This is a genomic window from Allobaculum sp. JKK-2023, from assembly GCF_034745455.1.
In the GTDB taxonomy this organism is placed as follows: domain Bacteria; phylum Bacillota_I; class Bacilli_A; order Erysipelotrichales; family Erysipelotrichaceae; genus Allobaculum.
Map to the genome: position 1 here is coordinate 2386324 of NZ_JAYERV010000003.1, position 14304 is coordinate 2400627.

The 14304-nt window shown below is 46.5% G+C and carries 12 protein-coding genes and 1 rRNA gene; 3 read left to right on the plus strand and 10 right to left on the minus strand.

Features of this window, described 5'->3' with window-relative positions:
* Positions 1-3: 3 nt before the first annotated feature.
* The 10 genes from U4956_RS09645 to U4956_RS09690 all read right to left on the minus strand — a co-directional run bounded on the left by U4956_RS09645 (position 4) and on the right by U4956_RS09690 (position 10466).
* A complete protein-coding gene (locus U4956_RS09645; RefSeq protein ID WP_323090442.1) occupies positions 4-891 on the minus strand; it encodes a PRD domain-containing protein in 888 nt (295 codons plus the stop codon).
* An 87-nt stretch (positions 892-978) separates the two neighbouring features.
* Complete coding sequence (locus U4956_RS09650; RefSeq protein WP_323090443.1) at positions 979-1455, minus strand: PTS sugar transporter subunit IIA; 477 nt, start codon at positions 1453-1455, stop codon at positions 979-981.
* A 236-nt stretch (positions 1456-1691) separates the two neighbouring features.
* Positions 1692-2534, minus strand: coding sequence for a copper homeostasis protein CutC (locus U4956_RS09655; protein WP_323090444.1), 843 nt, complete (start codon positions 2532-2534; stop codon positions 1692-1694).
* Positions 2531-3637, minus strand: coding sequence for a Sapep family Mn(2+)-dependent dipeptidase (locus tag U4956_RS09660; RefSeq protein ID WP_323090445.1), 1107 nt, complete (start codon positions 3635-3637; stop codon positions 2531-2533). Before U4956_RS09660 ends, U4956_RS09655 begins: the two co-directional genes overlap by 4 nt.
* A 38-nt stretch (positions 3638-3675) precedes the next feature.
* Positions 3676-4650: a N(4)-(beta-N-acetylglucosaminyl)-L-asparaginase gene (locus U4956_RS09665; protein WP_323090446.1), complete on the minus strand. Its 975-nt coding sequence runs from the start codon at positions 4648-4650 to the stop codon at positions 3676-3678.
* Positions 4651-4812: 162 nt separating this feature from the next.
* Positions 4813-5337 carry a GrdB-related putative oxidoreductase gene (locus U4956_RS09670; protein WP_323090447.1) on the minus strand — a complete coding sequence of 175 codons (525 nt, stop codon included), beginning with the start codon at positions 5335-5337 and terminating at the stop codon, positions 4813-4815.
* A 145-nt stretch (positions 5338-5482) separates the two neighbouring features.
* On the minus strand, positions 5483-6889 hold the full coding sequence (locus tag U4956_RS09675) for a PTS sugar transporter subunit IIC (protein WP_323090448.1): 1407 nt from the start codon (positions 6887-6889) through the stop codon (positions 5483-5485).
* Between the two features lie 254 nt (positions 6890-7143).
* Entirely contained in the window at positions 7144-7473 is a 330-nt protein-coding gene (locus tag U4956_RS09680) for a PTS sugar transporter subunit IIB (RefSeq protein WP_323090449.1), read from the minus strand.
* Between the two features lie 349 nt (positions 7474-7822).
* On the minus strand, positions 7823-8449 hold the full coding sequence (locus tag U4956_RS09685) for an RDD family protein (RefSeq protein ID WP_323090450.1): 627 nt from the start codon (positions 8447-8449) through the stop codon (positions 7823-7825).
* A gap of 112 nt (positions 8450-8561) precedes the next feature.
* Complete coding sequence (locus tag U4956_RS09690; protein ID WP_323090451.1) at positions 8562-10466, minus strand: BglG family transcription antiterminator; 1905 nt, start codon at positions 10464-10466, stop codon at positions 8562-8564.
* Between the two features lie 136 nt (positions 10467-10602).
* On the opposite strand from U4956_RS09690, the gene U4956_RS09695 reads away from it, so the two are divergent.
* From U4956_RS09695 to U4956_RS09705, 3 genes are all read left to right on the plus strand, one after another.
* Entirely contained in the window at positions 10603-11490 is an 888-nt protein-coding gene (locus U4956_RS09695) for a YitT family protein (protein ID WP_323090452.1), read from the plus strand.
* Between the two features lie 4 nt (positions 11491-11494).
* Positions 11495-11884 (plus strand): hypothetical protein, encoded by a 390-nt coding sequence (locus U4956_RS09700; RefSeq protein ID WP_323090453.1) that lies wholly within the window; start codon positions 11495-11497, stop codon positions 11882-11884.
* 597 nt (positions 11885-12481) lie between these two features.
* Positions 12482-14010, plus strand: a 16S ribosomal RNA gene (locus tag U4956_RS09705).
* The last annotated feature ends 294 nt before the right edge of the window (positions 14011-14304 follow it).

The window sequence follows — 14304 nt, forward strand, 5'->3', positions numbered from 1 at the left end:
ACTTTAATTCTGGCTTTCGATAGAATTTTCAGGATGTCTGGCTGGTGAAGACTGAGGATCTGCTTTTTGAACCAGGCGCTGGAGATGGATCATCAGATAGAGCAGCTCATCTTCAGAGCAGTTCGATCCATATTCTTTGTAGAGGTAGTCATTGATTAAAATCAGGCAGCCGTAAGCGTCGAGATACTGCCTTTTCATCAGTTCAAACAGCTCGTAGTTCTGATCGGCGAGTTCTTCATTGGCCTGTTTGCGCTGCACAAAGTAGTTGATGTGCTGGCGAAAACGAAAATAGGAACTGTCGGTGCGGCTGATGTGCAGATCGAAATAGTTTTCGATGATGCCTACAATATTTTTGAGAATCCGGCTGCGTTTTTCTTCAAGCGTTTCCTGACCAGTTTTTGGAGATCCTGCTCTGGCATTGATCAGATGCATGGCAATGCAGCTGATTTCGCCTTTGGGAAGACGGACCTGGAAGTGGTGATTGATGTTTTTGACAATCCAGAGTGCGTAGGAAGTGATCCGGGGTTCGCTTTCTTCAATTTCATGAAGATAGGGAAGATCAACTTCCATGCCGCTTCTTTCACGTTCAATCGCAAATTGGATATGATCGGCCAGGATCACGGTCAGGTTTGGCGACCATTTTTCAGTTGTGGACATCTTGATCTTTTCGACCATCTTGGAGGTCAGCAGCAAGACTTTCTCATCCAGATCGGAAAACAGGTCATACAGACGGCGGTCAACGTTGTAAAAAGTCTGTTCAATTTTGGAATAATCGGTCAGCTCGTATGGCGGAGTCTGAAATCCGAGTCCTTTTCCAAAGACCACAATTTCGCGGTTGTTGTTGTCCAGAGCGATCGCGACGTTATTATTGATTTTCTTGATAATCTTCATCTGCGCGTCCTCCTCTCTGTATCTCTGGTTGTCCTCTTGGCGCCTGATTTCTGGTGGTGCGAAGTATGTGAGGTTTCTGCTTCAATCTTAACCGATCAGCCGGTCCCCTTTGTTCACCATTTTGGGGTTCACCTGGATCTTGCTTGGAAAGCCGTCGGTGAAGATGACCATTGTGGTGGAATCCAGCTGATGTTTTTGGAGCACCTGTGGATCAAATTCCACCAGCAGATCGCCGGCTTTCACTTCATCTCCCTGACTGACCTTGACATGGAAGCCTTCACCATTGAGGCTTACGGTATCCAGTCCAACGTGAACTAGAACCTCCACACCGCTTGGAGTATGAAGACCAAACGCATGCCCGGTCGGAAAGACCGATACAGCACTGCCACTGACTGGAGCATAAATTTTTCCGTTTTCAGGAACGATCGCAAACCCTTCGCCCATCATCCGGCTTGAAAACACTTGATCCGCGACTTCCCCAAGATCGATCAGCCGCCCATCAGCCGGCGCAAGAACTTCAAATTTTGAGGATTTCTGGGGGACTTTCTTTTTAAAACCAAACATCTCTGTAGATCTCCTTTCAAAACGACGGGACCAAAAAAAACTCGGAGACATACCTGTACCAGCAGTAAGAGGTCTTTCTTACTGTGATTGGTGATGCCTCCGAGTGGAGTAACAATCCCGAATGTTTTTTGCAAGAACAATATAGCTCTTTATGAAAACGCTGTCAACAACAATTTTACCGGAATTTGGGGACTTTTCGGTCTTCTATTCTGAATCGTCGCTGAGCCAGGGCAGCATCAGCTTTTCAGAGAAGAATGGTCAGGACGCAGGCTGCCAACCAGATTGCGGACAAGATTTTCGCTGACTGTATCGTAATCGTCATGGTGGGCGCCTTCCAGATAGGCATAACTAACCGCATTACCGGTTGTAGTTGGATCACAGGCATAGCTTTTGCAGGAAGAATGAATCTGGTGGATCCCCGTTTTTTCAATCATTTCTTTCGCGTTAGAGGCATTCATGCCGCTGCCAGCAAGAATCTGAATCTGATCGCCGAATTTTTGCTGCATCGCTGCAATCCGGGGCATGCCATCCATGGCTTTGGGCATCTGCCCGCTGGTTAAAACCCGATCTGCCCCCAGTTCACAAAGAATTTCAAAGGCTTTTTCATAATCCGGTGTGACATCAATGGCGCGATGGAAGACCGCTTCTTTGCCATAGTGGTGAATCAGATCGATCATTTTGCGGGTGGCCTCCTGATCAATCTGGCCATCTTCTTCAAGAAAACCAAAGGCAATGCCATCCGCACCATTTGCAAGAAAACTTCTGGCTTCTTCAAACATGATCTTCTTTTCAAGATCGTTGTAGTGAAAACCCGCGGCTCTTGGACGGACCATGCAGATGACCTGCAGGTCGGTATCGCGTTTAACGGCTTTTAAGGTCGCTTCGGTTGGGGAAAGACCGCCTAAAGCCAGAGCACTGTTCAGTTCAACCCGATCTGCACCGCCATTGGCGGCAGCCAGACAGTCTTCATAGCTGCCCGTGCACACTTCTACGACAGGAAAACTGGATTGAAGAGTCTGGAGAGATTGAGATGACTGGATGGGGTGGGTGGATTGGGTAAGTTGATTTTGATTTGTCATACGTTTGCATTTCCTAGTCTTAACGTGCTGAGGGCATAGATTCTGGCGTTGCTCATCAGGTCATCCACATTCATCCACTCATCTGGCAGATGGGCAATTCCTTTCTGGCCAGGAAAACTTGGCCCGAAGGGAACGATGTTGGGCATTCGCTTGGCATAGGTGCCGCCGGTTGTGGTGACCGGGGTGCCATCGAGATGGCTGATTTCTTCATAAGCTGACTGTAAAACCTGACAGAGCGTTCCGTCTTTTTTGAAGAAAACAGGTTTCCAGTCGCTGACACACTGCAGCTTGTCTTCAGGTTTCAATGTCGCTGCAATCCGCTGTTCAATTTCCGAATTTTCAATGCAGGGCGGATAGGAAACTGAGAAGCTGACCTGACCCGGTGCAATTTTCGTGTTGCGGATGTCCAGACGTCCAAATTCCGGATCGACAACATCCAGTTTCAATGCCCGTTCAGCACTCATGTTATTGAGCAGGTAAGCATTGGTCCAGATAAAAAGGTCGGCAGGGTCTGCAAAATCAATTTCATACACTGAACGGCCTCGTTCAGCATAGACCACTGGAAATTTGCAGTCCGGTGTCCAGCCAGCGATTGGCGGCTTTTTATGTTCCAGATAGGTCGGGATATCATTCATGCCGGTTTCTTCGTTGGTGCCAAACAAAATCCAGATAGGATGTTCTGTTTCCAGATTCAGATCTTTCATGGCTTTCAGTGCATACAGGCAGGAAAGAATCGGGCCTTTGTTATCGAGAACCCCGCGGCCATACAACTTTCCGTCTCGGATTTCGGGCTTGTAGGGATCGGAAGTCCAGCCGGTTCCTTCAGGTACGACGTCGAGGTGGCCTAAAATGCCGATATAGTCATCCCCCTGACCATATTTTACGATACCGACCTGATCAGCGACTACTTCAGTTTCAAAACCAAAGCTTTCGGCCAGTTTTAAGGTTTCATCCAGTGCTTTTCGAACACCAGTTCCATACGGAGCCTTTTCGACAGGTTCGGATTGTTTGGAGTCAATGGAAACAATCTGGCAGATGCCGTCGATCATTTCCTGCTTCTGGGCATCAATGGCTTCAAGAAGCCGCTTTTCATTTTCGTTCATGTCCATTTCCTCTCGTTTGTTCGTTCAAGGATTCAGGGCTATTTCCAGACCAGAGGAGCAGTTCTGGTTTTCATGTAGTTGTCCATCCACTCTTTGGAAGCTTCTTCGAAATACTGTTTTCCATTTTCGTCAAACTGAACCAGATAAACGGTTGGCTTGAGATCTTTGGTGGCTACCGCAAAAGAGAAGCCTTTGATGTTGGTCGCACAGCCCCATTCGCCCTTATTGTTCATGGCAATTAAAGACAGATCGCCCGCTTTTGAGCGTTTCTTTTTCAGTTTTTCATCAAGTTCGGCCACAGCACTTTCGCAGGCTTCCTGCGGGGACATGCCCTCTTTCATGCGGCGGACAATTTCATAGGAGATGCAGCCTTTCATCAGGTCTTCACCAAGACCCGTTGCACTTGCTCCACCTACTTCACTGTCAACATATAAACCACTGCCGATCACTGGGCTGTCGCCAAGCCGGCCGGCCTTTTTCATGAACAGACCCGATGTACTGGTGGCAGCAGCCATTGAACCTTGCTGGTCCAAAGCAACCATGCCGACCGTGTCATGACCAGCATAGGGTTTTAACTCCCGTTCCTGATTTGCTTTATGGTTTTCATCAACCAGCCGGTTGTGATAATGGGTGCGGGCACGATCCGTTAACATGTTCTTTCTTTCAAAGCCATGTTTATGGGCATACTTTTCGGCTCCGGCGCCTACCAGGAAGTTGTTGACTGGTTCTTTGGACAGTCGTCTTGCAACGGAGACTGGATTGGCAAAGTCTTTGATGGCACCGACGGCTCCGATCGAAAGGGTATCGCCATCCATAAAGGCAGCATCCAGTTCGACTTCTTCGTCTTCATTGGGCAGGCCGCCATACCCAACAGATTTATAGTATTCAAAATCTTCAACCGCCCGAATGGCTGTTTCCAGAGCATCGGCTGCGGATGCGTCATGTTCAAGCATGGTTTCGGCTTCACTGATTCCTTCCAGGGCCATGCGCCACGTTGCGATGATTCCGTACATTCTCATTTCCTCCTTAGAAAAAAGAGAGCAGAAGCTCTCTTGGATTTATGTTTTTGATGGGTTCGATTTTATATTTTTCATCCCGTTCAGAGTCTGGAGAAAGGTGCGCTGCAGGCACATGTTTCAGTCCAGATTCACTGACCGGATAAATTCTGGCTGAATTTAATAGCAGAATTCTTTTCTCATTGTTGCGGTGTCTTTGTGATCGGCCAGAGCTGCGCCTAACTGGCACATGTGCTCAAGAGCATCATTCAGACCCACTTCACCTTTTTTCGGGCCTCTGACAATGGGAATCAGGTCTTTGTATTTCGCGATCGTTTCTTCGTTTTCTTTGGACATACAGGCGACGGCAGGAACATCGGTATTCTTGTTGATACTTTCGCACACTTCAGCAGCCATCAGGGCGTAGTCCTTGTAGTTGAACGCTGGACCACAGAAGACGAGATCTGGTTTCAGCTTCAGAGTCAGCGCAGTGATTTTGCGGACGATTTCCTGGGGATTGGCCAGAAACGTTCCATTGCCGCAATACACGCAGGCAACCACTTTTTCATCGTTGGCTTTTAAATAGCGCTCCATCATTACAGCAGGGCCGACTACTTCTTTGGTGGCTTTTAAAGGAACCATTTTATCGTCTTTGGTTCCTTGTCCAGCCTGGATCTGGTCATAGACCATCATGACTTTTTTCATTTCGTTACCTCTTTATACTCTCTTATTCGAGTCGAGAAAAAACAGGGACAGCCCCAGAGCCCTTATGGCACTGGGGCTGTCAAGGTGAATCGAAGGATTCAGGAGGGTTTAGCAGATTGAACAGCGTACAGCAGTGTTGAATCGATCAAAGGTCATCTAAATCCAGATCATCCAGATCGATTTCTTCTTCACCGGAATCGGCAGCCGCTTTTTCTTCGTCTAAATACTGGCGATCCAGGATCTTGATGAATGGCAGGTAAATGAATACGCCAAGAATCAACAGGAAAGCCTGGAACAGGGCGCCGACCCAGTTGGTTGCCAGGAATCCGGAAATGATGACTGGCATGGTCCATGGGATGTTAATGCCATTACATGGCGGGAACATACCCATCGACATTGCAACATAAGTCAGGATAATGTTCAGGGTTGGAACCAGAATGAATGGAATGGCAATGATTGGGTTCAGCACGATTGGCAGACCAAACACGATTGGCTCGTTGATGTTGAAGATACCGGCAACCAGAGACAGTTTGCCCAGTTCCAGAACACGTTTTGACTTACAGAACAACAGCATCGCAATGAGCAAGGATAAAGTCGATCCACATCCACCGAAGGTTGCGAATAAATCCTGGAACTGCTGCGAAATAATATGAGCGCCATTGGCAACCGTGTAGCCGGCAGGGCCAACAGCACGATATAAATCAAGGTTTTCCAAAGCAAGGGTCTGCAGGATCGGATTGAAGACGGCACCGACAACGGAACCACCGTTAATACCGAAGAACCAGAACAGGTGCAGGAAGATGTAGGCGACGATCATTGCACCCAGAGTATCGCCAAGACCAAGCAATGGTGTCTGCAAGAACGTGAAGATGAATTCAAAGGCCGTTGTTTTGCAGGCAACAAAGATCAGGTTGATTAAGAAGAAGACGGTCATGACGATTGTTGCTGGGATCAAAGCAGAGAAAGAAGCAACAACCGTTGGCGGAACACCAGCTGGCATCTTGATAACCCAGCCTTTGCGCTCTACCCATGCATAAAGCAATACAGACGTGATTGCGACGATAATGCCGACAAACAGACCTTTCGATCCGAGCCAGCCAAACTGTAAGCCGCCAACGACTGCGTTTGCGCCTTCAGGAATATTCACCAGTTCGCCTGTTGCATCCATCAAAGAAGAAATCTTCGCATTGAAGGAGAAAGGCATCAGGATGAACCAGGACATTAAAGCAACGGCAGCACCAAAGATTGGCGTCGTTCCTTCTTCGCGAGCCATGGAATATCCAATGCCGACAACGGCGAAGATAGCCATTAACGAGAAGGTTGCATCAGAACATTTCGATAACAGATTGGCAAAGGAGAGATCTCCGATATACCAGTTTTCGACAAAATTCACCCATGCAGTAATTGGGAAGTTTGCCAGAAGCAGGAAGATGGATCCGGCGATTAACAATGGTGTAGAAACCAGGAAACCGTCACGGATCGCAATCAGAAACTTGTTGCGCCCGATGGCACTTGCCAGAGGCATTAACCATTTTTCTAGTTTGTCCATCATAATAATTTGTCTCACTCTCTATGATTGAAATTTGAATTTGAAACGTATCTGTCAGATGAGTGATGGTGGATGACTTGCGCCAGAGTCATTCAGATCCATGACTCATTCTGTACAGAGGATCGGCTTTATGAAACCAGAAGGCAAAGTGGCTGATGGAGAGAAAGTATGCCTTGCGCCAAAAAGCCGGACAGGGGAGTTATAGATCTGGAGCGAAAAGTCGAAAGAACAGGACGCTTCGCTCACGGCCAATGCGATTAAGCAGCAGCTTTGGCTTTTTTCATTTTGGCAATGGCGGTTTTCAGCACTTTTTCGCCGTTCATCATGCCGTAATCACCAGAGTCAATGACCATGATTGGAATGCCCGACTTGCCGTATCGTTCTTCCGTTTCTTTTAAGAGATATTTGACCTGGGGGCCTAACAGGATCGCGTCGGGGCGATCGTTATCGATAATTTCACCGAGTTTTCCATGAGGGAAAGCTTTAACGGTAATTGGCAGGTTATGTTTGTCAGCGACTTTCTGCATGTCGGCTGCTAACATGCTGGTTGACATTCCTGCGGAACAGAACAAATAAACTTTTTTCATGTGTTTCCTCCTTTGTTCTAACTGTCTCTATTCTATTTGAAATATGGGGAAAATATGGTATACGATTTTCCCATCGCGAGGAAGCGCTTTCTCTGATTTCCTCGCTTTTTGAAAAAAATTTTAAATCTTCAATTCATACCGTAATCAGAATCATTATTTATGAGATTCGATTGATTCCCATAAATCACATCTTTTCCTATATTTGTGATTGGATTTCCTAACGCAAGGAAGAAATTCCCCGTTGACAAACAGCTGAAAATGAGAAGTCGAAAAACGGCCAGTCTTTTTTGAATATTCAAAAAAGACTGGCCGCAGTCAAGAGGATCTCAAATCGAAGGAATGAAAAGGTTCAGATAGATTGATCGCGTCCTTTCAGAGCAACTTCTTTTTCGGCTGTTCCAGCCAGATAGTCATGGAGCATCCGTCTGCTTGGCGCACTGAAAGCGATCAGACCGGAAACCAGAGTGATTGCAATGGAAAGATAGAGCAGATAGCCGGAAAAATTCAGACCACTGGCAAGAGAAATCATATCCTGCCAAAGACGGCTTGGATTGAACAGTACGCCTTCCAGAACGAGCAGGCCAAGACCCTGGCGTAAAAGAAGGTCTTTGAAGCGCAGGCTGGATCCGTCTGTCTTTTCGATCTGGATGCCCATTGTTTTCTTTCCAACAGTCTGGCCGGGGTAGATCTTATAGGGAACCCAGACGTAATAGAAGAAAGCCAGAAGAAGTCCAAGTCCACCTAAAATCAGGGCGGTTGTGAGGCTGGAAGCGTCAGCCAGTTTGAAGACATTGACGTGTACCATATTTTCCTGGTCATGAGTCAGAAACATCCAGCCAAGGCAGAGGGGAAGCATCATACATAACGCACCCAGAAACCAGTCAATCAGATAGGCGATCATCCGTTTGGACTGATTGACAGGACATCTTGTCTGATCCAGCAGAGTGAACATTTGCAGCTTAAGATTTGAAAACATCAGCATTTCCTCCTTTTTTTATTTTCGTTTCTCTTTGTTCATTGAGTCCGATTCATCTTATTGATTGCCTGTGGCGGTCTCGGATCAACAGACAAAATTCAGAATGGCAGTATTATTCTTCAAGCAGAATACTCATAAAGGCTTTGTAATTTTTCTGGCGTTTGAGACGGTTGAAGCGAATCTGGTTGGATACGATACTGATCCACCAGTCAAAGAAAACGCGAAGCAGTTCATGGTCACTCGGCCGGATGGCCAGCAGAATGACGAACTCAACATCAAAGGCGCCCCAATGAATCGGATGGTCCAGAAAAGCGATGGAAATAATCGATTCGGCCACATCACAATCCAGAGCATGGGGCAGTGCGAAGCCCATCACAAAGGAAGTCGGGGCAAACTGTTCACGTTCAAGAACACTCTGGGCATAGTTTTCCGGTGCAATGCCAGCATTAATCAGCGGATCAGCCATGGATTTGAGTACACCTTCAACACTTTCAGCTTTGAAGTTTTCGTAAAAATACTCAGGCCGGATCAGGTTCTTGATTTTGGACAGAAATTCCGCATGTCCTTTTTCCTTATCCAGCCGGTTAAGACAGCTGAAAATGGCAGCTTCATTTTCTGGAGTATAGAAAATGGAAAGCTCAATGGTTGGAATGTCCATTGAATGTCCCAAAGGAATCGTGGTCAGAATCAGATCTGGATTCAGTTTTTTCACTTTCTGTTCTTCAAAGGTCTTCTCTACTCCGATAATGTTCATCCGATCTTCAAACTGGGTACGGATTTTGGAAACGACCAGGTTGCTTAAGGCCTGGTCATTGGGAAAGAAAAGCAAAGCGCGATAGCGTTTGGCTGCTGTAGCCCGGTTGTAACTGGCCCCAAAATGTAAAGCCAGAAATCCAAGCTCATCCTGGGAAATCTTCAGACCGGTAATGGCTCGCAGCTTATCCCCGGCACAAACCGCCATATCGAAAATGAGTGGGAAACGCCAGCGAATTTCTTCAAGGTAGAAGTTTTTGATGGAAGTGTCATGATTGAGGCGATCGCTCAGGGAGCGAAGGTGCAAAGACAGTCCCCGGATCAGGTCTTCATCTTCCGTCATGTTTACCCCAAAATGATGATAGATGGAATTGAGCATCTGAATTGTGATGTCATTGAGGTCGTAAACCCAGCCGTTGATTTCGATAATGTTATCGGTATATTCCATCGCCCGCTTACCCAGTAAGAGCAGGGCAACCTGTTCGATTTCATCGTTGTTGACTTTAATGGGGTAGAGATGACTGATTCGCTCGTACAGATCCTGAGCAACTTTATATTCAACTGTCTGTTCCAGTCTGGGTTCACAGGGGCGATCTTCAATCAAGTTGAACTGCATCATTCGTTTTAAGGCGACCCCAATATGCATCAAAATCATTGGGATTTCCATCTCGCGGATTGAATACCCATGACTTTCCATACAGCTGGAGAGGATTTCTTTACACCGATACAGATCAAATTCCGGATACAGGCGGGCAATGCAGTCGAGATTGAAGAAGTTTTCTTCCACTTCCTCCATGAGCAGCCGCTTAAACAGCCGTCTTTTGTCATATTCATCCCCATTAAGGGAAACCTGACCTTTTCGGTAAACCAGATCCAGTTCGGAATCTTCTCTGAGCATTCCCCGGATCGCTTTGAGATCCTGTTCCACCGTATAAATGCTTGCGCAGACCTGATCGCTCAGATCGGTCATGGAACATTCTTTGACCGAAAGCAGCTTTTTGAGAATATAGTTACACCGTTCCTTGGGATTCTGAGGAATTTCTTCTTTATTGATCAGAGAATTTGAACTCGCCTCTAAATGCAGGCGATATCCCTGCTGATAGGAAGACTCGATCCAGCCGTCTTTGATCTGGCTGTTGATGGTTTCGATATCACTTCGGATTGTCCGAGTGGAAACATGCATGATCAAAGCCAGATCCTTTCCTTTCACCCAGTCTTTTTCCTTGTCAAGAAACGCAACAATTTTTGTTTGTCTTTCATTCATCGCGCCAGACCTTCTCTTTCTGTATATAGTATGGAGTTTTATTCCCTGCCAGGCAGACACCATCCTTTCCTAATGCGCGGAAAGAAATGAAGGCGGAAAAAAGTAAACGTTCCCTATACTGTCCGTGGTGATCAAAATGTTCAGAAAATTACTCGACCCAAATTCCATTCACTCCAGAAAACTGCGACTGACTTATTCTCTTGTGCTGATTGTATTCAGCTCCTTGCTGCAGACTTTTGTGCTTCAAACCTTCATGAATCCCTGCAATCTTTTATCCAGCGGATTCACTGGCCTGGCTTTATTGATCAATAAGATTTCGCTGGCCATGGGGATGGATATTCCAACTTCTGTATTGATTCTGGCCCTGAATATTCCCTGTGCCCTGTTTTGCGCAAAGCGGATCTCTAAACGTTTTACGTTTCTGTCTTGCGTACAGTTTTCCTGCACCTCTTTTTTTCTGACTATTTTCAATTTTCAGCCGATTGTGGATGATATTCTGCTCAATATTATCTTTGGCGGATTCCTTTATGGGATGGTCACGGTTATCGCTTTACGGACTGACGGCTCCACGGGTGGAACGGACTTTATCGCCCTGTATGTTTCCGACATTCTGCACAAGAGCATCTGGAACTACGTCTTCATTTTTAATATGTGTCTGATCATTATTTTCGGCGCCATGTTTGGCTGGGAATACGCCGGATATTCGATCCTGTTTCAGCTGATTTCAACCAAGACGATTGATAATTTCTATAATCGTTACGCTCAGGTGATGATCGAAGTGACAACTCAGGACCCAGATACCGTGACTGAGGCTTTCCAGAGAGATTTTCATCATGGGATGAGTGTAGTAAAAGCTTATGGTGCCTATAAACATCAGATTTATTATTTATGCCGCTCCATTATCTCGACCTATGAAGAAAATGAAGTGGTTCGAGCAGTTCGCAAAGCAGATCCAAAGGCGATTATTTATTCGAATCGCATTGATAATTTTTACGGAAGCTTCTATCGTCGCCCTATTGAATAAATCTTTGGTTCAACAAAGCAATCGAAAATGGCGGCTTGCAGGCGGAATCAGCCAAGTTGGCGGTGAAGACCGCCTGCTGGAGAAGTCAGTAGTCGAAGCGCACCGAACAAATACTAAGGAAAGGACATACAGAGCGCCTGATCGGATAGGGACGGTAAATGTAGAAGATAAGCAGAAGACAGAGCTTGTTTTATGCTTTGAAGCAGGCAGTCTGGAAAAGCAGGCGGCCTGCTTTTTAGTCGTTAAGAATAACGGCTTTATGAGAATTTCACCGTTGCCAGGATACGTTTTTTGCCTGAAGGGACTTTACCTTATAACAGTTTCGATTGTATTCAACTCTGTAAATTTGGCAATATCCAGAAAACATCTCAACCAAGTGGCTGCTTTTTTGTGATCCGCCTTTGCCAAAGCAGCAAATAAGGAGAAAGGAATGAACTTTTTCAAAGACTGCTCGATCAGAAATGAAAAGCTGATTAATGATTTGAGAAGCGAAAGATAAATTCCTTGACATCCCCAGATTTGAAGTGTAGCGTTGATGACGCTGGCTTTGGAAATTCGGATGGCTATTCTATTCTGGTAAGAAACAGAGGGGAAGAGCCAGAGAAGATCTAAACCCAGCATGTGAAAACGTAAAATTATTTCACAAAAATGCTTGACTCGGGATACTGCCCGGTGTTATAGTAATTGAGCGTTAAGAAAACGCGGCAACAAAGCCGCTGACCTGGCGCGAATCATCTTTAGATATCGAAGAAATCATTGATTGTGAAATTCTTAAAAATATTTCACAAAAGATGTTGACGAATGATCTGGCTGATGATAAGATAAACAAGCCTTGTGAGGGAAATTGACTCACTCACAAACGGATGGCTCTTTGAAAACTCTGATTACAGACAATTCAATATTCGAAATTAACACGTCGATTCTTGAAACAACACTTAATACTTCAATAATCAATTCACGAAATATAAACGCAATAGCGTTGAGTCAATATCAAATGGAGAGTTTGATCCTGGCTCAGGATGAACGCTGGCGGCATGCCTAATACATGCAAGTCGAACGGAACACTTTTGTGTTCAGTGGCGAACGGGTGAGTAACACGTAGATAACCTGCCCATATCCGGGGGATACGCTTTGGAAACGAAGTCTAAAACCCCATAGGAAAACAGACGGCATCTTCTGTTTTTGAAACAGGCCCTAAAGCCTGGGAGATGAATGGATCTGCGGTGCATTAGTTAGTTGGCAGGGTAAAAGCCTACCAAGACGATGATGCATAGCCGGCCTGAGAGGGCGATCGGCCACACTGGGACTGAGACACGGCCCAGACTCCTGCGGGAGGCAGCAGTAGGGAATTTTCGTCAATGGGCGCAAGCCTGAACGAGCAATGCCGCGTGAGTGAGGAAGGTCTTCGGATCGTAAAGCTCTGTTGCAGGTCAGAAAAGAAGGAAAGAGGAAATGCTTTTCTTTTGATAGTAACCTGCCAGAAAGTCACGGCTAACTACGTGCCAGCAGCCGCGGTAATACGTAGGTGGCAAGCGTTATCCGGAATGATTGGGCGTAAAGGGTGCGCAGGCGGCGTGGCAAGTCTGAAGTGAAAGGTACGGGCTCAACCTGTACAGGCTTTGGAAACTGCCACGCTCGAGGACAGGAGAGGGCGGTGGAACTCCATGTGTAGCGGTAAAATGCGTAGATATATGGAAGAACACCAGTGGCGAAGGCGGCCGCCTGGACTGTTACTGACGCTCAGGCACGAAAGCGTGGGGAGCAAATAGGATTAGATACCCTAGTAGTCCACGCCCTAAACGATGAGGAGCAGGTGTCGGGGGTAATGCCCCGGTGCCGAAGCTAACGCAATGACTCCTTCGCCTGGGGAGTATGCACGCAAGTGTGAAACTCAAAGGAATTGACGGGGGCCCGCACAAGCGGTGGAGTATGTGGTTTAATTCGAAGCAACGCGAAGAACCTTACCAGGCCTTGACATGGGATGCGAAGACTTAGAGATAAGTTGGAGGTTAACATCCACACAGGTGGTGCATGGTTGTCGTCAGCTCGTGTCGTGAGATGTTCAGTTAAGTCTGGCAACGAGCGCAACCCTCGTGATCTGTTACTACCAGTAAGATGAGGACTCAGATCAGACTGCCGGTGACAAACCGGAGGAAGGCGGGGATGACGTCAAATCATCATGCCCCTTATGGCCTGGGCTACACACGTACTACAATGGCGCCTACAGACGGAAGCGAAGCTGTGAAGTGGAGCGAACCCGAGAAAAGGCGGCCCAGTTCGGATTGAAGTCTGCAACCCGACTTCATGAAGTTGGAATCGCTAGTAATCGCGGATCAGCATGCCGCGGTGAATACGTTCCCGGGCCTTGTACACACCGCCCGTCAAACCATGGAAGCCGGCAACGCCCGAAGCCGATGGCATAACCTGAAAAGGAGTGAGTCGTCGAAGGCGGGGCCGATGACTGGGGTTAAGTCGTAACAAGGTATCCCTACGGGAACGTGGGGATGGATCACCTCCTTTCTAAGGAGAAAGTACAAGGAAGCATTAAGTAACTAAGTTGGAGTCTGTAACAGAGTTTTGGAAGAGCGATCTTCCAGGCTGAAATTCATCTTCTTCTCGAAGAACAAAGTTCAAAAGAGAAGTACAGAAGAAACAGTCTAAAACATGGATCTTTGAAAAACGAACATCAGTATAAGACATAACAGAAGGTCTGACGTAAGTTGTAAGTAGCAACGTTACGAAAGTAACCGACTGAAAAGAGAGAAAAAATTCAATCTTTGAAGTCACAAGATTTACCAAGTCAGAAAACAGTTA

Excerpts from the sequence above, each read along its gene's own strand:
- U4956_RS09685 (WP_323090450.1), bottom strand. The coding sequence starts at position 8,449 with ATGTTTTCAAATCTTAAGCTGCAAATGTTCACTCTGCTGGATCAGACA.
- U4956_RS09670 (WP_323090447.1), bottom strand. The coding sequence starts at position 5,337 with ATGAAAAAAGTCATGATGGTCTATGACCAGATCCAGGCTGGACAAGGA.
- U4956_RS09690 (WP_323090451.1), bottom strand. The coding sequence starts at position 10,466 with ATGAATGAAAGACAAACAAAAATTGTTGCGTTTCTTGACAAGGAAAAA.
- U4956_RS09650 (WP_323090443.1), bottom strand. The coding sequence starts at position 1,455 with ATGTTTGGTTTTAAAAAGAAAGTCCCCCAGAAATCCTCAAAATTTGAA.
- U4956_RS09655 (WP_323090444.1), bottom strand. The coding sequence starts at position 2,534 with ATGACAAATCAAAATCAACTTACCCAATCCACCCACCCCATCCAGTCA.
- U4956_RS09675 (WP_323090448.1), bottom strand. The coding sequence starts at position 6,889 with ATGATGGACAAACTAGAAAAATGGTTAATGCCTCTGGCAAGTGCCATC.
- U4956_RS09665 (WP_323090446.1), bottom strand. The coding sequence starts at position 4,650 with ATGTACGGAATCATCGCAACGTGGCGCATGGCCCTGGAAGGAATCAGT.
- U4956_RS09680 (WP_323090449.1), bottom strand. The coding sequence starts at position 7,473 with ATGAAAAAAGTTTATTTGTTCTGTTCCGCAGGAATGTCAACCAGCATG.
- U4956_RS09660 (WP_323090445.1), bottom strand. The coding sequence starts at position 3,637 with ATGAACGAAAATGAAAAGCGGCTTCTTGAAGCCATTGATGCCCAGAAG.
- U4956_RS09645 (WP_323090442.1), bottom strand. The coding sequence starts at position 891 with ATGAAGATTATCAAGAAAATCAATAATAACGTCGCGATCGCTCTGGAC.
- U4956_RS09695 (WP_323090452.1), top strand. The coding sequence starts at position 10,603 with ATGTTCAGAAAATTACTCGACCCAAATTCCATTCACTCCAGAAAACTG.